Raw genomic sequence first — 23885 nt, 5'->3', positions numbered from 1 at the left:
AAAACTTCGCAAATAACAATAAATTTTATTATGGCTGGGTAGTTGCTGGAGCAGTATCAATAACAATGGTATTAAGTGGCTCCTTGGCAGCTCCACTTTTTAGCGTATTTATTCCTTCGTGGACAGAGGAATTTGGCTGGTCAAGGACTGCTGTCTCAGGTGTGTTTAGTTTCGCTACCATACTTGCAGCTCTAGTGGGCCCATTAATAGGGAAATTACTTGATGCCTATGGAGGGCGTTCTGTGATGACAGTTGGAGCGCTACTCATGGGTTTTTCCTTAATTGCTATGGGCTTTGCAGAAAATCTTATCGCTCTATACGTTGCATTTTCGATTGGCCGGATGGCAATGATGAATATTCAGAACCTTGCAGGCCATACAGTCATTGCAAACTGGTTTATTAGACGACGGGCTTTAGCGACGGCTGTGGCAATCAATGGCAGCCGCATTGGCCTTGGTATGTGGCCTTTGATTGCTGCGATTATTATCAATTTTTGGGGATGGCGAGAGGCTCTTTGGGTTTTAGGTTCTATTGTCGCACTTTGTTCAGTATTTCCATGGATTCTTATTCTTGCTCGTAGGCCTGAAGAAATTGGATTATCACCTGACGGGAATGCACTCCATGAGTCTGGAATTGAAAATCCGTCCTTTCCTTCACAGGAAATATTGTGGTCTTCCCGGGATGCCGTAAAAACAAAAGTCTTTTGGTTTCTTATGTTTACTCATATGAGCGCAATGATTGCAGGTGGAGGGTTTGGGCTTCATAGAATTCCATTATTTTTGGATCAGGGTCTTTCTGAAGGAATGATTGGTCCGGTACTTATAGTACACGCAGTGGGTATGCTAATTGGTGGATTTTTTGCTGCATGGGTCATGGAGTATTTAGAAGGGCGTATTGCAGTGAGTATTTTTATAGTGGCTGGTGCGATAGCAATGCTTATCGCAATTCAGCTTCCTCCAGGGTTGCCAATGCTCTTCTTTACTTTTTTTGAATCTGCGGCTTTTGGAGGAATTTTTTCAATGTTGCCAGTAGTGTATGCAGATTATTTTGGCCGATACTCTATAGGGATGATCCGAGGAATAACTCATCCGTTTGTCATTGCCTCAAACGCTGTGGGTCCTATTTTGGCTGGATATGTTTTTGACACGAATGGCGATTATTCTATAGCCTTGTTATTCTTTGCCGTGGTATTGCTTGTAGGTGGAGCCTGTTCTTACTTAGCTAGACCTCCAAGAAAATGATACTGTGACTTTTCCGTAGAACGATTTCACTATTGTTGGGAAACTAGGAGGTAGTATGGCAGCAAGTCCAAGAGATCAGTTATTGGTAAGTGCAAATTGGCTTGCAGGTCATCTTAGCGAAGATGGAATTAGGATTGTTGAAATGGCCCAAGACCAAGAACAATTTCTTGAAGGTCACATACCTGGCGCAGTTCTATCTCCATCATGGCAGATAAAAGGAAGTGAAAATAAGCGACTAGTCGCGCCTCCTACTGAAGCAAAAGAATGGTTCGAGTCAATAGGAATTGGTGATGACACATTGGTGATAGCTTATGATCGATTTTCGAGTAGGGATGCTGCACGACTGTGGTGGGTTTTGAACTACTATGGCCATTCAAATGTAAAAATCCTTGATGGTGGCTGGAGTGAGTGGTCTTCTTTGAATTTGCCTATAGAGTCGGGTCCACCATTTCCATACAAAAGCTCTTTATTTACTACCGATTATGTAAATCAAGCAATTCAATCCGATGTAGAAAAATTAAAATTAGCGATAGGGAACGATGATTCCCTCATCTGGGATGTTCGATCGGATGATGAATATAGCGGAGCTAATTCAAGAGGGAATAATCGTGTTGGCCACATTCCCGGTGCTGTGCACCTGGAATGGACCAATCTTGTTAATGAAGATCAAACTTTTAAATCTACAAAGGATTTGGAATCTTTATTAATTAGCGTAGGTATAAGTTCAGAAAAACGGATTCATATTTACTGACAGGGTGGGGTGCGTGCGGCGCACGCTGCTTTTGTACTGGCGTTATTGGGTTACTCTGACGTATGTATGTATGATGGCTCAATGGGAGAATGGGCTAACCGAGACGACACTCCCCTAGAGTGAATGCTTTAATTGATTGCAAAAACCACACGTATGGTAGCAGTGATGTCATAGCCACCTGGAATGATTGTGGTTGGAGTAGATCGCGCAGTTAGTCCAGCTTCAGCCATTGCAAATGAATCCTTTTCAGGATATCGCGAGGAATTCTGGTCTACTACGTAAAGTAATTTCCCTCTCGTTACTCCCATTTCTAAGGCGTACAATTCTGCTATCTCAATTGCATTTTGGGCTGCTAGGATTCTGGCTTGGCGTAGAGCACTGCTAGTGTCTTCTTTCCGGAAATTGATTTGATTGATTCTAATATCGTTTCCTGCAGAACTGACTAATTCATCAATGATGGGGCCTATATTGTTGCTGATTGTCCGCAAGGTAATTTGTAACGAGTTAGTTACCTTGTAACCCTGTAGTTTCTGACCTTCTTCTTGTGTGTATTTGTATACCGGCTGTGTGGAATATCGCTGTGTTTTAATATCTTCTTCATTGACATCGTTGGCCTTCAATACCTTCAAAACCAGCTCGGTAGATTTCGCATTTTTAATTGAGGAAATTGACAGCGATTTATTCGTAGTTTCAATTGAGACGGACAAAACTGCGATATCAGGCTCTACTGTAATCACTCCTGCGCCAGTCACATGTATTCCTACGTCATGATTAATATTAGAAGAAGAAATAAGCCCTTGGCCATCAGTAGTGGTTCGAGAAATACTATTGATCTGCTCAGAGGTATTACTTGTCGAGGGTTCCATTGGTACGCTGTTACTGGAGCCATTATCGTTGCATCCAGTAGCAATCATGACTAGGAGAAGTACAAGTACTGCATAAATTATGTTGTTATGTATGTTACCCATAAGACCATATTACTCTCAGGCTGTATAATATTATAATCGATTGGTATATGGGTGATGCGAGTAGCGTTTAGAGAATCAATACAAACTGTCGCACTAGCGATTTTTTTTGTTTTATTACTGCAAGCCACAATCCAAAATTTTAGGGTTGAGGGCCCGAGTATGAACCCTACTTATGCCGATTACGATAGAGTGATAGTTAATAAATTGGCTTATTTGAGCATTGAGAAAAATAAAGTTGCAAATATTATTCCTACCTTCGATAGACCAGAAACCGCTCGTTGGTACCCTTTAGGTAGACCTTCTTTTGGGGACATTGTTGTGTTTCGGTGGCCTAGGAATGAACGACAAATACTGGTGAAGCGCGTGATAGGTGTTCCAGGGGATACAATAGAAATAGAAAACGGAAGAGTTATTCGAAATGGGGTAGTTTTAAAAGAGCCCTATGTGGTACATAACTCCAATGAAAGCTTGGTCGATCGTGTCATACCGTTGGGTAAATATATTGTGATGGGTGATAATAGGTCCGAAAGTGATGATTCTCGGCACTGGGGCTGGGTACCGGAAGAGAATATTATTGGTGAAGTGTGGTTAAATTACTGGCCGTTACCAAAAATTGATAACAAATTTTTGTTTCGATAGCCATAATGAATAAATAGGCCCCCGTAGCTCAAAGGCAGAGCGTTGGACTTTTAATCCAAGCGTTGACGGTTCGAGTCCGTCCGGGGGTACCAAAATCGTGCAGGGTTTTTAAGAGTTCAGTGCTTTTATAAGCTGTAATAGCGCAGCAGTTACCGCTCGATTTCTTACTAGAGGCCTCCTTGAAGGGAATTCGTGCTTAGTTACGGTTAATGAGCGCGGCGTGTTTACACCTATGAAAACTGTACCCGCCTTTATACCTTCATGGTCACCAGGCCCAGCGATTCCAGTGATCCCAATACCGCAGTCAGTGTTGAATCTTTTACATGCAGCTACGGACATTTCTTTGGCTACCTCTTCACTGACTGCCCCAAAGTTATTTAATAATTCTGATGAAACACCTGATGCAATTTTCATATCATTCGTGTAAGTGATCATTCCTCCCATGAAATATTTCGAAGATCCAGGTATTTCAGTCAATGCTGCACCAAGTAGGCCACCTGTACACGACTCGAGAACTGCAAGCGTAAGGCTCTGTTGAGCCAGCAGTTCCCCTGCTTTCTCCGGAGGATAATCCTCTCCTGTACCCCAGATATAATCATTTAAAGATTGCAGGATTATGGATTCAGCTTTTAGTAAAGTTTTGCTTGCTTCTTTCTCTGTTGAGGCTTTAGCGATTGCTCGTACATAGATACCATCTTGCTTTGCATATACTCCGAAGTCGAGCCCTTCAATCTTATACACTTCGTTTACTGCTTCATCGACTGCAGCTTCACTTAACCCAATAGTCTTAAATGTCTTTGATAAAATTTTTTGCCCAGGTAATTTCTCTTTCAGGCGGTAGGCTATTTCGGTACTCCACATGGTAGTCAGTTCTCTTGGAGGGCCAGGAAGAGTAATTAAGATTCGATTGTCTTTTTCTATCCACCAACTTGGAGCTGTGCCCATTGAATTACGGATCGGCTTTGAAGAAGGAATTACACCTGCCTGCCGAAGATTTTGCACAGGCATTGGGTTTATGTTCCTACGAGCAAAGCTATCCTCTAGCCACTTTGCAAGGTCAGGGTCAGTTGTAAGTTCTTCTCCGAGCATGTTGGCAATTGCTTCTCGGGTTAAATCATCTAATGTTGGCCCCAAGCCTCCCATGATTATTATCAAATTTGACCGTTCCCACGCAAGATTTACAGTTGAAGTGAGCCTTTGGAGATCATCACCTACGATGGTGACATGTTTCAGTTCTACTCCGAATTCAGGTAGCCGCTGACCAATCCATGAAGAATTGGTATCTTGCGTTTCTCCCATGAGCAATTCAGTGCCTACTGCAATAATTTCTGCGTCCATTGATTATCCGATCGAAAGCGAGATCAACTTTGCGACATACAAGTCATGCGAGTATAGCATTTGGGATTCGTTTTTTTCTTACAGTTGTAGTAGGGCCCGAGCGATGCTAGCCTGAATGAAGGTAAATACATAGATAGTTACGGAGATTTATGCACTTAGCAATTGATGGATACGGAAGCCCTTCAGGATTACTCGCTAGCTCAGAAATCGTCCTAGAATTTTTAGACAAATTCCCAGAGCGAATAGCTATGACCAAAATTTCTGAGCCATCGGTCCAAATTTACCGTGGACCTGTGGAAGAAGACTGGGGAGTATCAGGTTTTGTAATTATAGCTGAGAGCCATATAAGTGTTCATACTTTCCCCGATCGTAACTACTTGAATGTTGATGTCTTCTCATGCAAAGAATTTGATATAGAAAACGCTAAGAAAGAAGTTAAGTCAATGTTTCAGATCGACAAACTCGAATGCTGGATTTTGGATAGAGGTCTAGAGCATCTTGTACCTGAAACGGCCTCAAGAGTGGTTGAGTCTGAGCGTTACGAATTGCAACGAAGGACAAAAATCTAAGGCTTAGGCATCTTCAATGTGGCAAACTACTCCTAACTCATTTCTGGCTTTAGATCAAACTGAACATTCCTTAGAGAATTCTAAATGTGTCATATTACCGGTTCCTTTTGAATCCACCACTAGTTACAAAAAAGGTACAAATTCGGGACCTGCTGCAATTATCCGAGCTTCTGCTGAAATGGAAGATTTTGACTCGGAATTAGGCATCGAACCATGCCAAATTGGAATCCATACTGCAGAAGCTTTGGCGTCGAATCTATCAAGCTCAGAGGCTATGACACTGACAATTGCAGATGCTGTAACTAGCTATATCAACAAAGAAAAATTGGTTGGAGTTTTGGGGGGAGAGCACTCGGTTTCAGCAGGGGTAGTGAAAGCGATGTCGCTCAAATATGAAGATTTAAGTATTTTGGTATTTGATGCGCAGGCAGATCTTCGCGATGAATATCAAGGTAACTCTTACAGCCATGCATGTGCGTCACGGAGAATGCTCGATTATGCGCCTGTAACTATTGTTGGAGTAAGGAGCCTTACTAAAGAGGAATCAATATTTGCAAAGACAAGCAAAACTCCCGTAATTCAGCGTTTTGCTGAAGAAATTACCGATTTAGAGTCTATTACGGCAACATTATCCCAAAATGTCTACATATCGTTTGATCTTGATGCTTTTGATCCTTCCTTGATGGCTGCGGTAGGGACTCCTGAGCCTGGGGGCCTAGGCTGGTGGGAAGCGCTGCGGATAATCAGGCATGTATCCCATAATCGGAAAATTGTAGGGTTTGATGTTGTAGAGCTATCGCCAAATGAAGGCCCTGAAACCTGCTCTTATACTGCCGCAAAATTAGTTTATAAACTTATAGCATATGCTACAGAGCAAAAATGAAAAAATATGCCTGAATTTTCAAATCGGTTAATACACGAAACATCTCCATACTTACTACAGCACGCACATAACCCTGTCGAATGGTTTCCGTGGGGTGAAGAAGCTTTTCTAAAGGCATATGAAGAAGATAAGCCTGTACTTGTCTCTATAGGGTATTCCGCCTGTCACTGGTGCCACGTGATGGAGAGAGAATCATTTGAGAACGTGGAAATTGCAAGCAAAATGAACGAGTTATTAGTTTGCATAAAGGTTGATCGTGAAGAAAGACCAGATATAGACAGTATATATATGAACGCAGTGCAGCAAATGCATGGACATGGTGGATGGCCACTTAACGTTTTTTTACTGCCTGACGGCAGACCATTTTACGGTGGGACCTACTTCCCACCTTCTGATTTTAGAGGTATGCCTTCGTGGCCTAAAGTTATCGACGCTGTTTCGGAGGCATATAAAACCCAAAGGAACATGGTTGAAGAGAATGCCAATGTGCTCACAAACGCTTTAATTGCCCATGTCTCCAAAGAACATCCTCAAGAGTCTATAAACAGTACTATTACGGATAATGCGTTCCAAACTCTTTTATCTGTTTTTGACCATGAGAATGGTGGTTTTGGTAATGCGCCCAAATTTCCTCAGTCGATGCCTCAGGAATTTTTATTGAGATATTACTTCCGCACAGGTGATCAACGGGCAAAAGAGATGGTAGAGGTAACTTTGAGCAAAATGGCTAAAGGGGGAATTTACGACCAACTTGGCGGAGGTTTTTCTCGTTACGCAACTGATGATCAATGGCTGATCCCACATTTTGAAAAAATGTTGTATGACAATGCGCTGCTAGCTTCATTATGTGCACAGTTTTTCACATTATCTGGGGACCCTCAGTACAGCATTCTTGTACAAGAGATTCTTGATTACATAAACCGCAATCTTAGGCATGACCAAGGAGGGTACTTTTCTTCTCAGGACGCTGACAGCGAGGGTGTTGAAGGGAAATATTACGTTTGGACCCTAAGTGAAATTCAATTAATACTAGGTGATGATGCAGATGTGTATGCCTATCATTATGGAGTGACACAAAATGGGAATTTTGAAGGGGCGAATATATTAAATATTCAAGGAAGCATTGCATCCTCTTCAAACGTATTGAATTTGGAAATAGAAAATCTTAGGAGGATATTGAGAGATTCAAATCAAAAATTATTAAATCAAAGGACGAAACGGATACCTCCTGCAACTGACGATAAAGTGCTCACTTCTTGGAATGCTTTGATACTTCGTGTTTTTGCAGAAGCGGGCTTATCTTTAGGGCGCAAAGATTATATTGAATCTGCAGAAAATAATGCGAAATTTCTATTAGAGAACCTGTACATAAATAATCGATTGTTACGGACATGGAAAAATGGGGAAGCACATTTACTTGGATACTTGGAGGACTATGCATTCTTAATTAATGCTTTGCTATCGCTGCATGCTTCGACATTTTCCTCTGAATGGATTGCTACAGCTGAGCGCTTAACGGATGAAATGATTGAATTATTTTGGGATGATGAGTCTAATCGATTTTATGACGTTGGTGTTGATCACGAACAGTTAATTACTCGACCGTATACCGTATTTGATAATGCTATTCCTTCTGGCAGTTCATCTGCAGCTGAAGCGTTATTGCGGATGTATAAAATTACTAATTCGACGGAGTATTTTCAAAAATTAGAAGCGATATTACAAGAGGTAATCCCCTTGATTTCAAGGTATCCCTTGGGATTTGGAAATTGGTTGAAAATATTAGAATTGTATATGGCGAAATCTACGGAACTAGTAATCGTTGGAAGGCCTGAAGACCTGAACACCCAAGAATTGATTCAAGTGGTAAGCAGTAAATTTTTGCCATTTCTGACATTATATGGAATTAACCCTGATGAAAATCAAATTTTCCAATCCCCATTATCAGAAGATAGAGCTAATGCAGATGCTCCAATGGCTTACCTATGTAATAATTTTACGTGCGAGTTGCCTACAAATGACCCTAGTCAGTTGCAGGAATTATTAGGTCTGTAAACCTACTGCATATAAGGTTAGAATCAGGTCACAGTTATGCAAAATGGTTTTTGGTTTAAAACTGCAATAATCCTAGTAACAATTAGCGCATTCGTTTTCCTCGTAGGCGCTTTGGGTAACTTATGGTCATTTATTGGCGACCTCATTCTTTTGTTTTTCCTCTCTTATTTGGTAGGTTCTTTATTTATACATGTCGTGAATGGTCTTGTAAGAATTCCATATATGACCAGGCCCTTAGCTATTTTTTTGATATATATGGCTTTCATTTCCTTGCTTGCTACATTTGGATTTTTAGTAATTCCAGTTACTGTCAATCAAGTCGTCGAATTGGCTGATTTAGTTCCAAGGTATGTTGAGCAGGTTCCTAGTTATGTCAATGGCTTGGAAAATACAATTGCGCGAGCAGGATTAGAAATTGACCTTACTGATCAGATCCAAGTTGATTCACTCAATGATTTTGCTAGAACTGCGGCTACCTCAATTACAAATAATGCGCTAGGAATACTCCAGAACGTTGTTTCATTACTGATTGGTGTAATTTTGGTTCTAGTTATTTCGTTTTATATTGTCTTAGATGGAGGTAGACGCCTTGTAGAAGGACTGAAAGTTCTTCCTCCTAAAGCAGAAAAAGAAACATTATTTATTCTTTTATCGATAGATGAAACATTTCACGGATACCTTCGTGGAATGTTTCTTATCTCTTTAATTTATGGGGTTTCCACTGCAGGTGTAATGATTGCTACTGGATTGCCAAGCCCATTACCTGTTGCCTTAGTCGCAAGTATTTTATTGGCCATTCCTTTTGTTGGAGATTGGTTAGCACTAGGTTTGCCCCTTGTTGTGGCTGCCGTTGCCGGTGACTTTGCGACATTTATTATCGTGTTAACCGTCTTATTATTTATTCAACAAGTTATGTTAAATCTTTTGACACCCAAAATTTTGGGCAAGGCCGTACGTATGCCCGCTATGTTAGTTATTATTTCTGTCGTCCTCGGTGTGAGGCTGGCAGGCGTAGCAGGAGCTTTACTTGCAGTTCCTACGATGGGAGTGCTATACGGCCTTGCTGTTCATTATGGTACAGGTATTCGGGAGCGACGAGAGGCTCGAGATCACGAATTAAGAGACAGTACCAATCAAGAAAAATAACCCAAGATTCGCATCGCCACAATAAAATAAACTCACCGACTTATAGAACGGTAACTTTATTTGGGCAATTGTTTAGGAGTTTGCGGGTTTGCTGGATCATATTTGACTAAAGACCACGCCATGATGTGCCCGCTTTTTACTGAGAAAAGATCTGCCCCTACATTGAGAGGTTCCCATTTAAGAGAGTTCTCGTTCCATAGGAAAACGCTCCAAAATTGTCCTTCATTAGGAGCTATCCCCTTAATCTGATTAACAAAATGAGATCGATACTCCGGGTACCATACGGATACGAGTTCATCATTTACCGCTGCTTTAAGTAATTCGTACCCATCAGTCCCTTTAGGAATGGTTACTTGGTTTATCCATTCAAAGGATTCAGGCGATTCTATTAAAATACTTGCTTGAATGTTTTCTGTGGGTTGATCTTTTTCGTTATTATTGCAGCCAATAAACGAGATACTGATTGCAGCGATAAAAACGATACAGAGTGTGATGATGGATTTCAGAAACATATAACTAATTAGAGACCTTTCTTTCTATAAATTTTGCTAGCGTTGGCCCTAGAGTGACGAAAAAGGCAACATTTGCCCCAGTATGTACGAGCATAAAGAATAAGGCTCCGGGGTTTAGCAAAGCAGATTTAATCCAGGCACCATATTCTGAACTACCTGCAATGGTCGCCCAGAAATAGCCAGTCGAAATATTAGTTAATATATCGTAGGTTGGAGTGGCTATAACCGCTGCAGAAAGAAATAGAAGGTAAGTAACTCCGGGTTTTACTGATACTTTCTTGTTACTCATTACCATAGATACTACTGATCCAGCTATTGCATAAACTGATTCAGATGCCATTAAGGTAATAAGAAGAGGGGCACTTGCTATTCCCCATGGATTGATTTGACCGTAAAAAAACCAAGCAACTATACCTACAGTGATACCTCGTCGGATTCCTAGTGTGTATCCAGCAAGAAAGACCATAAGATCAAACAGCTTAATGTTTGGTAATGAAGAAAGAAGGTAGTTAGATACTAATATTAGAGCTACAAAAACAGCAGGTAATAAAATCTCACGATAAAGTGCTGAAGGAATAAATTTTGGAGGTAATTTGTAGGTGCTAGCTTGGTACATATGTATTTCTCCCATAAAAAAATCCCCTGCAAGCAGGGGAATATTGTCCTCCCGTGCCTCGCAGAAGGATTCGTAATGCTCCAGATCGGACTTACCTACTAGGAGGCCTACCGTTGCGTGCCAGTGACGGAATTTGACCGTCTTCATGGATGCTATTGAAGCATGCATTACTAATCGGAAAAATTGTACATTACTCAAATGTTAAATGATATATATAGAATTAATTGGATGTGTATTATGTTCCTATTGTGAAGACCAATAATTTTCTAGTTTTAGACATTGAGACTTTTGGAGGGTCATTTTCGACTTTCCCTCAAGGATTTGAGCTTCTTCTTGTTGGGATTAGAACATGCTTTGGTTACACAATGTATACATCAGAGCCTGCTAGCTTAGAGCTAATGAGATCCGATTTAGCTGATTTTAAAGGGAAGATAGTGACCTTCAATGGAGCTCGCTTTGATATTCCTTTGCTGGAAAAATTTGTTGAAGAAATTTTGGGAGATACCTTAAAAATTAATTTTCATTATGATTTACTCGCTGAGATACACAAAGCAACAGGTAGAAGAATAAGTTTAGATAACCTTAGTAATTACACGATCGGAGCGCAGAAATTACCTTGGGATCATCGTAAGAATCTACGTGTATGGCGCGAAGCGCCTGAGGAAATAATTGCCTACAATAAAATCGATTTAGATCTGACTTATGATTTGTACTTAAGAGTGCTAAATGGCCAACATTTATTTTTGGGCGACACTTCAGTGGTTTTGAGTCTTTAAGTTAAAAGGGGCCCTTAAGGCCCCTTTTAATTATTTAGAAACCATACATGTCTACGGTTCGTTCCCCAGCTTTAAGCTTAGAAATAGTTACGGATTCTTTATCCTCACGGGCTTTTGATTTTTCCGTAATTTCTGCAATACGTGATTGAGGAACTACTACTACTCCATCACGATCAGCGACAATTAAATCACCAGGGAAAATCCATATTTCTCCAATTCGGATAGGCTCATTAATAGCACCGTAGGCATCTTTATTTTTTGTTGTGCCTCGAATGCACAGTCCTGCTGAAAACACTGGCATGCCTAACTCTTCTAATATGGAACCATCTCTTACGCACCCGTCTATAACTAACCCTGCCATCCCAACTTGCTGAGCAGCGTGAGTCATTATTTCGCCCCAATACCCAGCTTCATGGAATCCCCCCGTGTCTACGATCATTACATCACCCGGTTGGGTTTGATATATCCCACGGTGCAACCAAAGGTTATCTTTTGGCGGAGATAAAACAGTGGTGGCTACACCACAAACATACCAATTATCTGAGACGGGCTTTATATATGAAGGTAGCGCTCCAATTTGACCACCAGCTTCATGGATTGTTGCTGTGCCAATACCATTTATTGCCTCTACTAAAGACTGGTCTGGCCTAGTTATTGAATCAGTCATTTTTTCTCCTACTAAGTGAGCATTTGCTCGTAATTTATACCCATTACTTCAACTACGGACTTCCCCGCCATCACATCTGCTGCCATCGCTTGCTCGCGCGCGACTATATTTTCGGCCTCAGGAACCACGTCATGCACCCTGTCTTGAGGAATTACGACTATCCCACTATTGTCAGCAATTATGTAGTCGCCAGGAAGGAGAGAGACCTTACCAATCTCAATCCTTTGGTTGGTTGACTCTTCGATGATCCTGCCTCTGGCCGTAAGAGGGACAGCAGCTCTTGCAAATAAAGGTAAGCCTAAACCTTTTGCTTCATCGACATCTCTTGATGCGCCGTCAATAATTACACCTGCTACGCCTTTTGTTTTTGCTGCAGTTGATAGGATTCCTCCCCAACCTGCTACATCAACTCGGCCTCTATGGTCACAGACAATAATATCTCCGGGGTCTGCGGCTTCTACAGCTGAAGTTCCAAGGTGGTGAGTGGAAGTTTCATTTCCTTTTGTTTTTAGTTTAAATGTGACTGCTCTGCCTGCAATTCGCTCAGTTTCATAGAGCGGTAATATGCCTACGACAGTACCATTAATTCCTAACTTGTCCTGAGCGTCAGATACGGCGCAAGTGTCTAACTTACGTAGTCTTTCTACCCATTCGTCTGTAGCCATTATTCTTCCACCTAATTTTCAACGTATGCAGTGAATTGGATTTGCATTTCCATTCCACCGGCTAAAGCGTCGTACTGAATTGTATGTCGAGTAGGACGATTTTCTTCGTCTGGAAACATTGCTACCCACTGCTCATTTACAAGAGGCCTGATGTCCTTACTTTTGACATAAACATTCATGTGAGCAATGTCTTCTACGGTTCCACCCGCCTCAGTAACAATGCGTCGAACATGCTCAAAAGCCCATTTTGCTTGTTCTGCCAAATCTGAGGGCATTTCATTAGTATCAGGATTTAATCCGCTAACACCACCTGAAGTGACTAATGGGCCAGTCTTTGTAGCAGGTGGAATAGGTTGTCCAGCATGCCAATTCCCGGGTATGTGAATTACTTTTCGCGCCATGTCTTACTCCTTACACTTATAATTTGCTTCCCATCTGTGCGTCGGCTCAAACTGACGACGCATGGGCGTCGCAAGTATATTGTTGGTAAGAGTCGAGTGTCAAAAGAAAATTCAAGGGAATTAGCTTTGGCTTTCCCTTATATTTGCCTTCTCAACAAGAGTGTGAATTGAGCGTATCTGCTGACTTAAGAAGAACACTAGAATAGTCATAAGAATAACTACAGCGCCTCCTATTGAAATGGCAACAGAAACATTAGTAAGGGATGCGACTAGACCGGCTTGTAGTGCACCTAGTGGAGCAAGGCTCCACATAACTCCTCTTAGACCCATAACTCTTCCACGATATTCCGTAGGAACAAGAAGGTTGAGCAGGGTATTCGAAGCTGTTTGAAAGATGGAGTACAGACAGCCACTAATTGCAGCAGACGCAAGGGCAAGCCAATACCATTGCATAATACCATTGATGCCGAATGCTAAGACTGAAACACCTAAAAACCCTGATCCAAGACCCAGCATCATTGCTTTACTTTGGTATTGTCCATAGGAAGCTGCAAGAAAAATACCAATTAACCCTCCAGCTCCATTCACAGTGTAGAGAAGCCCTAAGCCTTCGGGGCCTAAATTAAGTACATCTGCTGCAAATGCGGGAAGAAGCCATTGATATGAAAGCCCAAAATATCCTATGGCAAAACTCATACCCAGCAGAATAAAAAAGATATTGTGAGTTGCTACAAATCGTAGGCCGTCAACGATATCGTGTATCACGGTTTCTCCTGACGCACGCTTTAAGTCTGGTAACTTAATCGTTTGTATAATTATTGCCATTGCAGCAAAGCCTGTTGCGATGAAGAATAAAGCTACGGATGCTCCTATTTGGTAATTACCCGTCAATGCACCAATTATTGCTATTGGTCCCGCAGCTACCATAGGTGCGAATATTCGCGTTCCATTCCAAACTGCTTGGTTGAGGGCACTTGCGTAAAGAAATTGATCGCGTCGAATTAAAGCAGGCCAAACCACCCTTCTAGCGGGCTGATCTAATGAAGTTGCGATGCCAATGAAAAATGCGGAGATGATGATATGCCATATTTCTACCAATCCGGTTAGTACCAGCACAGCCAGTAAGAAAATTACCAAAAACGCGGAACCGGATCCCATCATAATCAGTTTCCGAGGATCATAACGGTCTGCCAAAGCCCCACCGAATAAATTAAAAGCAATTGCAGGTATGGCTTGAGCTGCAGCAACTAATCCTAAAGCTAGTTCTTCACCAGTAATGTCATATACAAGCCATCCTTGAGCAGTGATTAATGCCTGATGTGACGTAACGCTTGTTACAAGACCTATCCAGTAACGACGGTAGTTGTGTTGCTTTAGAACTGATAAAAACTCTAAACGCTTTCTCACTGCAGTTTGCATTAATCTAAGTTACTCTTATGTTAGGTTCCATTTAACCCAAGCTAACGACTAATAGTAATGATTTTTATTAAAAATAATCCGCTATGCCTAAAGTAGAATTTTACGGTTGGAAGATTGTGGCCTTGATGATAGGTCCCCGTTCCGCTGGAAATGGGGTATATATCTTGGGTAACACTTTATTTGTCATCCCTTTGGAAGAATCTTTAGGGCTCGGTAGAAGCGTCTCTTCTTTAATGTTTGCTTTGGGCGGCGTAATTGGAGGGATTTCGGCGCCTGTAAGCGGTATATTAATGGATCGATGGGGACCACGTAGAGTTTTAATAATTAGTGTGCTTATTGGATGCATAGGCTATTTTTTATTAGGACTTGCCCCCAATATCCTAATATTATTTTTAATTTTTCTAGGTCCTATTAGCTTGGTAATGTTGAATGTTGCTTTTAACGCGTCGTCAGGAATAATTAACAACTGGTTCGATAGATATAAATCTACAGCTTTTTCATTAATGCAAGGTGGGTCGGGGCTTGGATCCCTAATAATTATTACTGTGTTGGCTTACTCGATAGACAGCTGGGGGTGGCGTACTGCTTCCGGAATAGCTGGTTTGCTGGTCCTGGCTATCGGACTCCCCACAGCATACGCATCTAGGAACACCCCTGAAGAATTGGGATTACAACCAGATGGTACCAATAAATCAGTATCTGGAAGTCAAGAGCTCCCTATCAGAAAAGCTAAGGGATATCTAATTGTTTTAGAGGGTATGGATAGTATGCAAGCTATGAAAACAATACGGTTCTGGATGTTAGCAATTTCTTCTACAATTTTTGGTGGAGCGATAGCCACACTAGGTATCCATTTTGTCCCAATTATGGTTTGGAAAGGCTTAACGGAAGTCCAAGGTGCTATGATGCTTACCTTTTTGGCACTGGGTTCTGCATTCACTGTAATTTTTGTTGGCACCCTTGCAGATCGGTATGGACGGCTATTAATAGCATCTATCGCTTGCATATTTTTGGGAATAGCTATTTTCATTTTGAGATTAGGCGGGACAGGGATATCGTTATGGATTGCCGTAGCAGTTTTATCTGCTTCTAGCTGCCTGTATCCACTAACATGGTCAATAGTGGGGGAGTTATTCGGAAGAAAATCATATTCAACCATTCGTGGCTACATGATGGCAGTGCAATCTGTTGGGACTCTGGTAATGCCACTAATTGCTGGATTCTATTACGATTCTACAGAAGATTATTCTCTTACTCTGATGGTGCTTACTGTTCTATGGATGATGGCCGCGGTGCTACTTTTCGTAACACCACGGAAATCAACATCTTAGTGCGTAAGCGGCTTTGTTGGCTCAGGGCTGTCGTTTCGTTCTTCTCGGTAAAATAGTTCTTCGGGGAATATTTCTGCCCAATCTAGTTTTTCACTAGTTAGCCCTTGTTCCAGCGAGAAATTTTGAGCCATATCTAATGCTTTTGCGTTTGCACTTATTCCATATGCAAAAGGATCGTTTCCAAAAACTGCGTCTAATTCTCTTTGGTATTGAGAGCCAAAAACATAGAGGGTAGGGGGCAAAGTACGAATTCTTTCAATCGCAAGACGTTTTGATGTTTCGAAAGCTTCCATAAGACTTACGGCAACCCATGGATTTTGATTTAAAATGCTCTCCCGTACTACTGTGACGTGATGCGGGGGGAAGACGCCATGCTTTTGAAAAAACCTAATAGCCTCAGATTTAGGATCTGAAAAGAGGGTTGGAAAATCAGGGTTTTGGAGCAGATTGACGCTTTGCTGTCGATCAATTCCAGACCCTCGCATCTGCCCAATTCCTATGGAGGCATCTAGCTCGTCGTTGAGGTACATGGAACTGAAATCAGTGGGAGCGTAACGAAGATCTAAATCTTTTGGAAGACTGAGACCTGCTTCTTTTGAAGCGCCCGTATGGCTGAAATGCTCGCTCCGTTCCATGAACCATGTCATGTCCTCAGGCTCAATACCCCATTCCAATTTTAATATCCCCCGCGTCCATAGCCCTACTGATTGCTGGTAGTCTCCAATTCCAAAGCGCTTGCCTTTCAAATCTTCCGGATGATCCTGCCGAATTCCAGATGCCTTGCGGGTATAAACGTTTGTATAGGAAAAAGTGCGATTGTGAAAAATGGGGAGCATTCGATAAGGGAACCCTAGCGGGCGCATTCTCAAATAGGAGGACATGGACATTTCGGATACATCGTACCTATTGAATTTGATCTGCTCGTAAAAAACCCTCGGTACTGCACCAGGCATTCCCTGATAATCTAATTCAATTCCGTCAGGTTTTATTTCACCAGTTATTAATGGTAAAACACGATCATATGCTGTTATGGCGAAAGACATATCAAGCGTCATTAGGCCCCCTTACACAGGTTTTGTTTTTCGTAAGGTTAGTTAATTTCTAAAGTTTTGAATATGCCTCGTTGTAAAGCAGCGGTGGAAAGCAATTGATTTAATACAATCAAGGCTTCATTTTTCCTTAAGTCTAGGCACGAAGCGCTGATGGCTCGATAGAGCACTCCAGTAGCAACACTTGCGGTGATCTCGTCGCCAATTTTTTGAGGTAATTCAATTCCAAGTACCATTGCTAAGGCGTTTGCCTGGAGCTGACCTACTTTGGATGCATGGGTTTTTGTGAGGACACGTCCATTATGTAAGAGAGAAAACCCATTTTTGTTGCACCGCAATACGAGGTTAGTTTCACCTCTAGGTCGATTAATAATTGACTCTGCATGGTCTAATGCTTTTAGCCGAGAGATGGACATTTAGATCTCCCAAAAACCCAAAAAGATTCTTTTTAGGAACCCTTTTGGATTTTTAAAGATGTTTCTATCAAGCAAGTACAGGTTCTATACTGCACATTCGCCTTCGCCGCGTTCAAGTTTATACAGAATGGTTTTACCCCAATCCATATAAGTATCTAGGTTTTCTTTATTTAAGGAGCCTACGTCTCTAAATTGATCAGCAAGCTTCTCAAAAGGCTCAGTTCCAACTCGATCAACAAAATCGTTGAAAGGCTCTTCTTTTGAGCGATTATCTTGGTAAAAAGAAATAATCTCATTCATGAATAATGGAACTCTTTTAGCCGGAACCTTTGCTTTGACGCGATGTCCAAATCTTACTGGATCTTGGTTGCCATAATTACCTGCGAGAAATACTTCGTAGGCAGGTACTTGATTCCCATCACCTTTCGTAGCTGCCCCGTGAAATCCAATGTTAGCTATGTGATGGCGTGAGCAACCATTAGGACATCCACTTACTTTTACATGTAAGCTGTTGACCATAGGATCTTCAAAGGCGCTTTGTCTCAGTGTTTCGCGTAGCGCGCTAGCGACACCCATTGAAGAAGTGATTCCCATTTTGCAACTGTCAGTGCCTGGGCAGGAAACAACATCAGTAATTTGATTAGCTCCGTCTTCAGAGAGGCCCATTTTCTTTAAGTCACTCCAAAATGCATGTAAATGACCTTCAGGCACCCACCGATATACTAAATTTTGCTCAGTTGTTAAGCGGATTCGACCACCTGCATATTTTCGTGCAGCATCTGAAAGTAGAGGGAATTGTGCCTCACTAATGTCGCCAAGCGGAAGAGTGACGTACACGACGTAGTAACCCTCTTGTTGCTGAGCCAAAGTATTTGTTTTTTTCCATTTAAGGAAATCTGGTTCAATGCGTGACGAGTCGACATCAACTAGCGCAGGCGGCTCATCAATCATCTCTGGAGGAAGTTCCATCCATGGAGTTGGATCGAAATCTGCTTTTGCCCAATCACCTTTTAGCTCTTTATTCACTTCTTCTTTAAAAGCTTCGATACCGATTCTATCTACGTAGAACTTAATTCGAGCTCTCATTTTGTTTTTTCGCAACTCATCAGTTCGATGAAAGACTCGTATTGCGGCTTCTGCAATTTTTAAATATTCAGAAACAGGCGTAAATTCAGATAATACCCAAGCCGTCCGAGGCATAATTGAAGTCCCGCCCCCAATTCTGATCTCAAACCCTTTCTCTCCGTCTTTAATTTTAGGAATGAAAGCTAAATCGTGTATATCAGCAACGACTTCATCATCTCCTCCACTACAGAAGGCGGTTTTCCATTTCCTTGGCAACACTTGAGTATATTCATGCCTGACAAAATATCTTGCATAGGCGGTCAGGTAAGGAGCTACATAAAAAGGTTCTTCTGGCTTTACACCAGACAAAGGATCGCCCGCAACGTTTCGTACCGTATTCCCACAAGCCTCACGAGTGACAAGGCCTGCTTCACCGAGGATTCTCATTACATGTGGCGTATCATCAAGTTTTACGAAATGAACTTGTATATTTTCACGAGTAGTTACGTGCCCTTTCTTAAGAGGCGCATATTTCGAAACCAGTTCGCCAAAAGCGTCCATTTGATCTGCGGTCATTGCGCCACCTGGTACCTTGATACGCATCATTTGCACGTCTGGTTGCCGCTGACCGTACACCCCGCGTACTAGCCGGTACATGATGAATTCAGCTTCTGACGGCCATTCACCATTCAAATACCTGGTAGCTTCAGTTTCAAAATCATCAACCTCTTCTGGGATATACGGAAGAACTCCTTTGGAATAATCCATTTTGAGTTTTTCTTCTATAGTTTTCACACCTCGAACAATTGGCACTGGTGCACGTGTAGTCATAAAAGCCTCCCTGTTATTCAAAAAGCCGCGCCCTTCTCATTGATTAGCTGAGAAGGGCGCAGTGTAAATTAAAGCGTGTTAGCCTGCGGCCTTACATTTTACGGCAACAGCAACATGTCAATATGGTGAAATTGAATCCAAATTTCATAGGCGGATATTAGCACACATCACTCATCCATGCTACGTAAATCTCGAGTTCCCGGGTGCAGAACTATATTATCCAAAAAAATTTCGGCTACTCTTTCCCAAGTCCATTGCGTGCTATCGTCATAAACTGCCTGCCTATCTAGTAATAATGCAGGTTCGCATAATTCACTTAATTTCTCTGAACAATACCCAGAAACGCCTGAAGTTAGAATATCCCGTGGCCCCGTGACATCATAGGCTATTACAGGTGTACCACAGGACATTGCTTCTAGAATAACGACTCCAAATGTATCTGTTTTACTTGGGAATACGAAAACGTCTGCGGAAGCGTAATATTCAGCTAATTCTTCAGCGTATTTGTAACCAGTGAACACTACATTAGGATATTTGGATTGCAACGTTGCTTTGCTAGGCCCATCTCCTACTACTATTTTTGTTCCTGCGGCAGGAAGCTTAAGGAAATCTTCAATGCTTTTTTCTACGCTTACGCGCCCTGCATATAGCCAAATTGGGCGCTCATACTCAGCAAAAGCACGCCGTCTTTGAGGATTGAAAATTGATTTATTCACTCCCCTTGGCCATATGATTTTTTCTGGTTTGATATTATTTTTCTCAAGCTCGTTCTTCATTGTTTCTGTAGGTACAAAAATTCTCTCTGATTTTTTGTGAAACCAGTCGATATATCGATATCCAATTCTTGTTGGGACCCCGTGGTATTCATGGAAATACTCCGGGAACCTAGTGTGGTATGCAGTGGTGTAGGGGATTTTTTTTCGATTGCACCAAATCCTAGCGGCTACCCCTAGTGGGCCTTCTGTAGCAATATGTATTGCATCAAATGCCGCGTCTTTCAGCATTCCTCCTACTTTCCAAGGTTGTAGAACCATCTTAACTTCCGGGTAAGCGGGAAGGGGTGCTGTGGCAAACAAGGAAGGTTCGATAATTTCGAATTTGTGAGTACCGTTACGCTCTATATGAGAAATTACATTTTCATAGGTACGCACCACGCCATTAACTTGAGGACGCCAAGCGTCAGTTACGAGCATAATTTTCATAAAGACTCGTTCTTATTTTGCAAGATGTGGCTCCATGATATGCCGGGCAGAATAATTCTATGATGCGAATAAATAGGTTCTTATGGAGCTACCATTCCGCCAGAAACTTTCTTTTTATACGAATTCCAAACACCGTCTCTAGGAGGATTTCCTCCTATAGCACGCATGAGCTCTTTAAAATGCGGGTATTCATGCTGAGGAGGCCTATCGGTTATCTCATTAACTAGAGTGTCTGGGATAAAAGGATGATCACTTCCTTTGGCTACCAGGGCCCAGTAATTCATTCTAGCCTGCTCTTCAAGCTGAAGCATGCTGATGACCGAATCTTCGGGAGTTTTGCCGGTCATAGATGCGCCATGACCTTGCATAAGTACAAATTTGCTATCACCGAGAGTTTTAGCTAAGTCAGTTCCTTCTTCATCACTCCATACGGTCTTTGTGTGCGGATAAAGAGGATGTGGCTGTGCCTGCACCATTGGAGCCCCTTCTTGTGCCATCGGCTTGATAGGTTCTCCAAGAACAGTCATCAATACGACATTTCTAGGATGGACGTGAACTACTGAATGAACATCAGGCCTGGATTTATAGATCGAGGAATGGATTTTGACTTCAGAGCATTGAGTCGATCTTGCTGGACCGTCAATTTTATAGCCCTCAAGATCACAAACAATCATGTCGTAGTACTGCATTTCCTCTAGGGCGTCTATTGCATACCCTCTACCCTTGACTACAAACTTATCAGGCTGGTTTGGTACCCTCATGCTGACATGTCCTAATGCAGCAGTGACACCAGTCGCAAGTCCCATGTGCGAAAGTATTCTCGTAGCCATAGCAACTTCGTACTTGATTTCATCAATTTCTCTAGACATATAAGCTCCAATCCGGTTTTGTTTTTAGAATAAATACTCGTTTTGAGGCCTTGCCTCGACGGGAATATTTTCTACCCAAGTTTGTAATACTTTTTCTATGTCAGGAACTATAGGGCTATCGCCACCTTCGCCTGGCCTATATTTACCGTCCGGCTTTATACCGTGCTTAACGCTTTCCATTGGAAGTTCAATATAACCCGCGATGGCAGGATCTCTGAAGGTATTTATCGGGTCTCCTCCATCCTCAACAATCTGAGCTTGCTGTTCGACCATTTTACGGAAAAGAATCAGCCCTACATCAGATTCTCCTAGCATTTCCTTATCTCGTTGGGCTATTGCTCCTTGTGTAACCCAGCACATGTAGTCCTGGTTAAATGTAATTCCGGTAAAGAAGCGTCCATCTGGTTCGTACAAAGGAGTGTATCGATAGGCTGCGACCTCTTGATGAGGGGCCTGATGGCCTGGAGCAGGTCGATACACATAGTAAGACACATGGTAGGTATTCTCATCATCAATAGGAACACGCCACTGAGTGGTAGTTCTGACTTGGTCACCAACGAACAAAATATTTGGAAACATGATTGGATGTCCCTTGGCCCAATCTTCTCCATCTTCAGGGAAGCCTTGTTGCAGTCGACGTTTGACGATCCCATATTCAAATGCATCAAATGCAATTTTGATAGTTTTTGGTTGGCTTTCTGGAGCCATAGCCAAGCCGCGCCTTACATAGTTTCCATAGTAGAAATGTAGCCATTCTGTATGAACGGGATCCACAGAATTTTCTTGAGCCTGCAACCAATTACAAGGCAGTTCCGTAATAGCAATATCACGTATTGCGTTGTCGTATGTAAGCTGCTCCCATCGCGGGAGTAAAGGTGCAGGCTGTGGCCCCATATACGCAAAGATTAGCCCTCCCAGCTCTTCTACTGGGTAGCCTGCAATTTTCACTTTTTCTTTAAACCGACCATCAGGTCTAACAGTTTCTTCAAATGGTTGTTCTATACATTGGCCGGTTTCATCCATCATCCAGCCATGGTACATGCATCTCAATCCATTTTCTTCTGGAATTCCATAAGTGAGATCAACCCGACGATGCGGACAGAAGCGATCAATTAGACCTAAAGTGCCTGATTTGTCCTTATAAAGAACAAGATCTTCCCCTAGTAATCTTACTGGCTTAGTGGGCTTTTCTAGCAATTCCCCTGCCGCCGCAATAGGGTGCCAGTAGCGTCGCATGAGCTCTCCAGTAGGAGTCCCAGGTCCAACTTTAGTTAGTAATTCGTTTTTCTCAATAGACAGCATTGATGCTTCTCCTGACTTTAAATCTTGTAAAACCTTCGGGCATTTTTGTGAAGAATTGCTTCTTTATCTTCATCTGTCAACCCTTCATTCTCTAGCAATTCCCCTAACTCGTGCTTGCATGTCTCTGTCGTCACTTCGTGAGGAAAATCTGTGGAAAAGAAGAAAGGTTTATTACCTACTTGGCTGACAGCGAATGCAATAGCAGGTTCTTCTCCTTCACATCCAATAAACAAACGACCAAGGTCAATTTGTTTTTGTATGTATTCGGTTACGCTATCACCAATTTTGGGACCAAGCATGTCATCATCACGCAATTGGTATTCCATATGCGTCGCATGTGATCGATCGAATCGTTCGAGGCACATGATAAACCAACCAATACCGCCTTCAAGGAATCCGAAACGAGCGTTTGGGAATCTTTCGAAAACACCGTTAAAAACCATTCCCGCAAAAGCAATTGCCTGCCCTGCTGGATGACCAAGTGCATGGATAGGAGCATATACATTTAAATGGTCCAGTCCCAGGCCTGAATGCGAACCGCCATGAATAGCTATTGCACAGCCTAGACGATTTGCTTCTTCATATACTGGCCAATAAATTTTTGAACCCAATTGGTCAGGTAGCCCCATTGATGGAAGCATTGCACCTACAAATCCGAGCTCTTCAACACAACGCCGAAGCTCTTTGACAGCTTCCATAGGCTCTTGCATTGGAATTAATCCAACGCCTTTGAACCTGGAACTGCGATTTGTATAAGTATCGTAGAGCCAATTGTTGTATGCCTGCGCGGCTGCAATTGCCCAATCTCTGCTCACAATCCTGCCATATGCAAGGCCCCTAGTTGGATAGAGAACAGTCGCGTCAATTCCGACTTCGTCGAGAAAGACTTCCCAGCCATCGGGACCAACAAAAGCGCCTCCACGGTCACGACGACCTGGGGTTTCTACAAAGTGTCCTGAATGATGAGTGTCGATAGCAGGGAAAATAGTAGCATTTAATCCCAGCGCTGGGTTGTCTCGAAATTTTGGAGGGAGGAACTTCATCATGGATTCCATGTCTTCCATAATATGCCCATCCCCGTCTACTATTATTTCTAAGTCTATAGACTGCTCTGTAGTCATGTCGTCCTCTTATCACGCGCAATATGCGCTTATTATTCAATTAATACGGATTC

At 42.2% G+C, this 23885-nt stretch carries 24 protein-coding genes and 1 tRNA gene; 10 read left to right on the top strand and 15 right to left on the bottom strand.

What is annotated here, in order from left to right; translation table 11 throughout:
• The first annotated feature begins 83 nt into the window (after positions 1-83).
• Both MK127_03670 and MK127_03665 read left to right on the top strand, forming a co-directional pair.
• Positions 84-1241, top strand: coding sequence for an MFS transporter (locus MK127_03670; protein ID MCH2531897.1), 1158 nt, complete (start codon positions 84-86; stop codon positions 1239-1241).
• A gap of 55 nt (positions 1242-1296) precedes the next feature.
• Positions 1297-1992 carry a hypothetical protein gene (locus tag MK127_03665; GenBank protein ID MCH2531896.1) on the top strand — a complete coding sequence of 232 codons (696 nt, stop codon included), beginning with the start codon at positions 1297-1299 and terminating at the stop codon, positions 1990-1992.
• Between the two features lie 128 nt (positions 1993-2120).
• Here MK127_03665 and MK127_03660 read toward each other — a convergent pair whose 3' ends face one another.
• Positions 2121-2960 (bottom strand): SIMPL domain-containing protein, encoded by an 840-nt coding sequence (locus MK127_03660; GenBank protein ID MCH2531895.1) that lies wholly within the window; start codon positions 2958-2960, stop codon positions 2121-2123.
• Between the two features lie 54 nt (positions 2961-3014).
• Between MK127_03660 and lepB the strand changes: the two genes are divergently transcribed.
• The gene (gene lepB, locus MK127_03655; GenBank protein MCH2531894.1) at positions 3015-3599 is read left to right on the top strand and encodes a signal peptidase I; all 585 of its coding nucleotides are present in this window, start codon (positions 3015-3017) and stop codon (positions 3597-3599) included.
• Between the two features lie 17 nt (positions 3600-3616).
• Positions 3617-3691 (top strand) — tRNA-Lys (locus tag MK127_03650).
• A 16-nt stretch (positions 3692-3707) separates the two neighbouring features.
• Here the strand turns inward: MK127_03650 and MK127_03645 are convergent.
• Positions 3708-4937: a competence/damage-inducible protein A gene (locus MK127_03645; GenBank protein ID MCH2531893.1), complete on the bottom strand. Its 1230-nt coding sequence runs from the start codon at positions 4935-4937 to the stop codon at positions 3708-3710.
• A 149-nt stretch (positions 4938-5086) separates the two neighbouring features.
• Here MK127_03645 and MK127_03640 point away from each other — a divergent pair, with 149 nt between their 5' ends.
• The 4 genes from MK127_03640 to MK127_03625 are packed head-to-tail and all read left to right on the top strand — an operon-like array spanning position 5087 to position 9590.
• Complete coding sequence (locus MK127_03640; GenBank protein ID MCH2531892.1) at positions 5087-5506, top strand: S-adenosylmethionine decarboxylase; 420 nt, start codon at positions 5087-5089, stop codon at positions 5504-5506.
• A 16-nt stretch (positions 5507-5522) separates the two neighbouring features.
• Positions 5523-6389, top strand: a complete 867-nt coding sequence (gene speB / locus MK127_03635; GenBank protein ID MCH2531891.1) for an agmatinase — start codon at positions 5523-5525, stop codon at positions 6387-6389.
• 6 nt (positions 6390-6395) lie between these two features.
• Positions 6396-8444, top strand: coding sequence for a thioredoxin domain-containing protein (locus tag MK127_03630; GenBank protein MCH2531890.1), 2049 nt, complete (start codon positions 6396-6398; stop codon positions 8442-8444).
• A gap of 36 nt (positions 8445-8480) precedes the next feature.
• Positions 8481-9590 carry an AI-2E family transporter gene (locus MK127_03625; GenBank protein ID MCH2531889.1) on the top strand — a complete coding sequence of 370 codons (1110 nt, stop codon included), beginning with the start codon at positions 8481-8483 and terminating at the stop codon, positions 9588-9590.
• Positions 9591-9646: 56 nt separating this feature from the next.
• Here the strand turns inward: MK127_03625 and MK127_03620 are convergent, their stop codons facing one another.
• Positions 9647-10102 (bottom strand): hypothetical protein, encoded by a 456-nt coding sequence (locus tag MK127_03620; GenBank protein MCH2531888.1) that lies wholly within the window; start codon positions 10100-10102, stop codon positions 9647-9649.
• A gap of 4 nt (positions 10103-10106) precedes the next feature.
• A complete protein-coding gene (locus MK127_03615; GenBank protein ID MCH2531887.1) occupies positions 10107-10886 on the bottom strand; it encodes a hypothetical protein in 780 nt (259 codons plus the stop codon).
• Positions 10887-10966: 80 nt separating this feature from the next.
• On the opposite strand from MK127_03615, the gene MK127_03610 reads away from it, so the two are divergent.
• Positions 10967-11494: a ribonuclease H-like domain-containing protein gene (locus tag MK127_03610; protein ID MCH2531886.1), complete on the top strand. Its 528-nt coding sequence runs from the start codon at positions 10967-10969 to the stop codon at positions 11492-11494.
• Between the two features lie 34 nt (positions 11495-11528).
• Here the strand turns inward: MK127_03610 and MK127_03605 are convergent, their stop codons facing one another.
• The 4 genes from MK127_03605 to MK127_03590 form a co-directional block, all read right to left on the bottom strand.
• Positions 11529-12161, bottom strand: coding sequence for a 4-carboxy-4-hydroxy-2-oxoadipate aldolase/oxaloacetate decarboxylase (locus MK127_03605; protein ID MCH2531885.1), 633 nt, complete (start codon positions 12159-12161; stop codon positions 11529-11531).
• 11 nt (positions 12162-12172) lie between these two features.
• Positions 12173-12826 (bottom strand): RraA family protein, encoded by a 654-nt coding sequence (locus MK127_03600; protein ID MCH2531884.1) that lies wholly within the window; start codon positions 12824-12826, stop codon positions 12173-12175.
• An 11-nt stretch (positions 12827-12837) separates the two neighbouring features.
• A complete protein-coding gene (locus tag MK127_03595) occupies positions 12838-13227 on the bottom strand; it encodes a RidA family protein (GenBank protein MCH2531883.1) in 390 nt (129 codons plus the stop codon).
• A 120-nt stretch (positions 13228-13347) separates the two neighbouring features.
• Positions 13348-14646 carry an MFS transporter gene (locus MK127_03590; protein ID MCH2531882.1) on the bottom strand — a complete coding sequence of 433 codons (1299 nt, stop codon included), beginning with the start codon at positions 14644-14646 and terminating at the stop codon, positions 13348-13350.
• 83 nt (positions 14647-14729) lie between these two features.
• Here MK127_03590 and MK127_03585 point away from each other — a divergent pair, with 83 nt between their 5' ends.
• The gene (locus tag MK127_03585; GenBank protein ID MCH2531881.1) at positions 14730-15977 is read left to right on the top strand and encodes an MFS transporter; all 1248 of its coding nucleotides are present in this window, start codon (positions 14730-14732) and stop codon (positions 15975-15977) included.
• Here MK127_03585 and MK127_03580 read toward each other — a convergent pair.
• From MK127_03580 to MK127_03550, 7 genes are all read right to left on the bottom strand, one after another.
• Positions 15974-17032 (bottom strand): hypothetical protein, encoded by a 1059-nt coding sequence (locus MK127_03580; GenBank protein MCH2531880.1) that lies wholly within the window; start codon positions 17030-17032, stop codon positions 15974-15976. The two genes, MK127_03585 and MK127_03580, sit on opposite strands and share 4 nt — an antisense overlap.
• A gap of 35 nt (positions 17033-17067) precedes the next feature.
• On the bottom strand, positions 17068-17442 hold the full coding sequence (locus MK127_03575) for a hypothetical protein (protein ID MCH2531879.1): 375 nt from the start codon (positions 17440-17442) through the stop codon (positions 17068-17070).
• Positions 17443-17526: 84 nt separating this feature from the next.
• Positions 17527-19338: a nitrite/sulfite reductase gene (locus MK127_03570; GenBank protein MCH2531878.1), complete on the bottom strand. Its 1812-nt coding sequence runs from the start codon at positions 19336-19338 to the stop codon at positions 17527-17529.
• Between the two features lie 167 nt (positions 19339-19505).
• The gene (locus MK127_03565; protein ID MCH2531877.1) at positions 19506-20540 is read right to left on the bottom strand and encodes a glycosyltransferase family 1 protein; all 1035 of its coding nucleotides are present in this window, start codon (positions 20538-20540) and stop codon (positions 19506-19508) included.
• Positions 20541-20620: 80 nt separating this feature from the next.
• Entirely contained in the window at positions 20621-21409 is a 789-nt protein-coding gene (locus MK127_03560) for a class II aldolase/adducin family protein (protein ID MCH2531876.1), read from the bottom strand.
• Between the two features lie 24 nt (positions 21410-21433).
• Entirely contained in the window at positions 21434-22711 is a 1278-nt protein-coding gene (locus MK127_03555; protein MCH2531875.1) for an aromatic ring-hydroxylating dioxygenase subunit alpha, read from the bottom strand.
• A 17-nt stretch (positions 22712-22728) separates the two neighbouring features.
• A complete protein-coding gene (locus MK127_03550) occupies positions 22729-23832 on the bottom strand; it encodes an amidohydrolase (GenBank protein ID MCH2531874.1) in 1104 nt (367 codons plus the stop codon).
• Between the last annotated feature and the right edge of the window lie 53 nt (positions 23833-23885).

The sequence above is a fragment of the Dehalococcoidia bacterium genome (assembly GCA_022449765.1).
Classification (GTDB): Bacteria; Chloroflexota; Dehalococcoidia; order Lucifugimonadales; family Australimonadaceae; genus UBA2963.
Note: the sequence above shows the minus strand (reverse complement) of the source record. Positions and strands in the feature narration are given on the sequence as shown.

Bases quoted from the DNA above. Each gene is read 5' to 3' on its own strand.
- MK127_03665 (MCH2531896.1), top strand. From the start codon at position 1,297: ATGGCAGCAAGTCCAAGAGATCAGTTATTGGTAAGTGCAAATTGGCTT.
- MK127_03660 (MCH2531895.1), bottom strand. From the start codon at position 2,960: ATGGGTAACATACATAACAACATAATTTATGCAGTACTTGTACTTCTC.
- lepB (MCH2531894.1), top strand. From the start codon at position 3,015: ATGCGAGTAGCGTTTAGAGAATCAATACAAACTGTCGCACTAGCGATT.
- MK127_03645 (MCH2531893.1), bottom strand. From the start codon at position 4,937: ATGGACGCAGAAATTATTGCAGTAGGCACTGAATTGCTCATGGGAGAA.
- MK127_03640 (MCH2531892.1), top strand. From the start codon at position 5,087: ATGCACTTAGCAATTGATGGATACGGAAGCCCTTCAGGATTACTCGCT.
- speB (MCH2531891.1), top strand. From the start codon at position 5,523: ATGTGGCAAACTACTCCTAACTCATTTCTGGCTTTAGATCAAACTGAA.
- MK127_03630 (MCH2531890.1), top strand. From the start codon at position 6,396: ATGCCTGAATTTTCAAATCGGTTAATACACGAAACATCTCCATACTTA.
- MK127_03625 (MCH2531889.1), top strand. From the start codon at position 8,481: ATGCAAAATGGTTTTTGGTTTAAAACTGCAATAATCCTAGTAACAATT.
- MK127_03620 (MCH2531888.1), bottom strand. From the start codon at position 10,102: ATGTTTCTGAAATCCATCATCACACTCTGTATCGTTTTTATCGCTGCA.
- MK127_03615 (MCH2531887.1), bottom strand. From the start codon at position 10,886: ATGCATGCTTCAATAGCATCCATGAAGACGGTCAAATTCCGTCACTGG.
- MK127_03605 (MCH2531885.1), bottom strand. From the start codon at position 12,161: ATGACTGATTCAATAACTAGGCCAGACCAGTCTTTAGTAGAGGCAATA.
- MK127_03600 (MCH2531884.1), bottom strand. From the start codon at position 12,826: ATGGCTACAGACGAATGGGTAGAAAGACTACGTAAGTTAGACACTTGC.
- MK127_03595 (MCH2531883.1), bottom strand. From the start codon at position 13,227: ATGGCGCGAAAAGTAATTCACATACCCGGGAATTGGCATGCTGGACAA.
- MK127_03590 (MCH2531882.1), bottom strand. From the start codon at position 14,646: ATGCAAACTGCAGTGAGAAAGCGTTTAGAGTTTTTATCAGTTCTAAAG.
- MK127_03585 (MCH2531881.1), top strand. From the start codon at position 14,730: ATGCCTAAAGTAGAATTTTACGGTTGGAAGATTGTGGCCTTGATGATA.
- MK127_03580 (MCH2531880.1), bottom strand. From the start codon at position 17,032: ATGACGCTTGATATGTCTTTCGCCATAACAGCATATGATCGTGTTTTA.
- MK127_03575 (MCH2531879.1), bottom strand. From the start codon at position 17,442: ATGTCCATCTCTCGGCTAAAAGCATTAGACCATGCAGAGTCAATTATT.
- MK127_03570 (MCH2531878.1), bottom strand. From the start codon at position 19,338: ATGACTACACGTGCACCAGTGCCAATTGTTCGAGGTGTGAAAACTATA.
- MK127_03565 (MCH2531877.1), bottom strand. From the start codon at position 20,540: ATGAAAATTATGCTCGTAACTGACGCTTGGCGTCCTCAAGTTAATGGC.
- MK127_03560 (MCH2531876.1), bottom strand. From the start codon at position 21,409: ATGTCTAGAGAAATTGATGAAATCAAGTACGAAGTTGCTATGGCTACG.
- MK127_03555 (MCH2531875.1), bottom strand. From the start codon at position 22,711: ATGCTGTCTATTGAGAAAAACGAATTACTAACTAAAGTTGGACCTGGG.
- MK127_03550 (MCH2531874.1), bottom strand. From the start codon at position 23,832: ATGACTACAGAGCAGTCTATAGACTTAGAAATAATAGTAGACGGGGAT.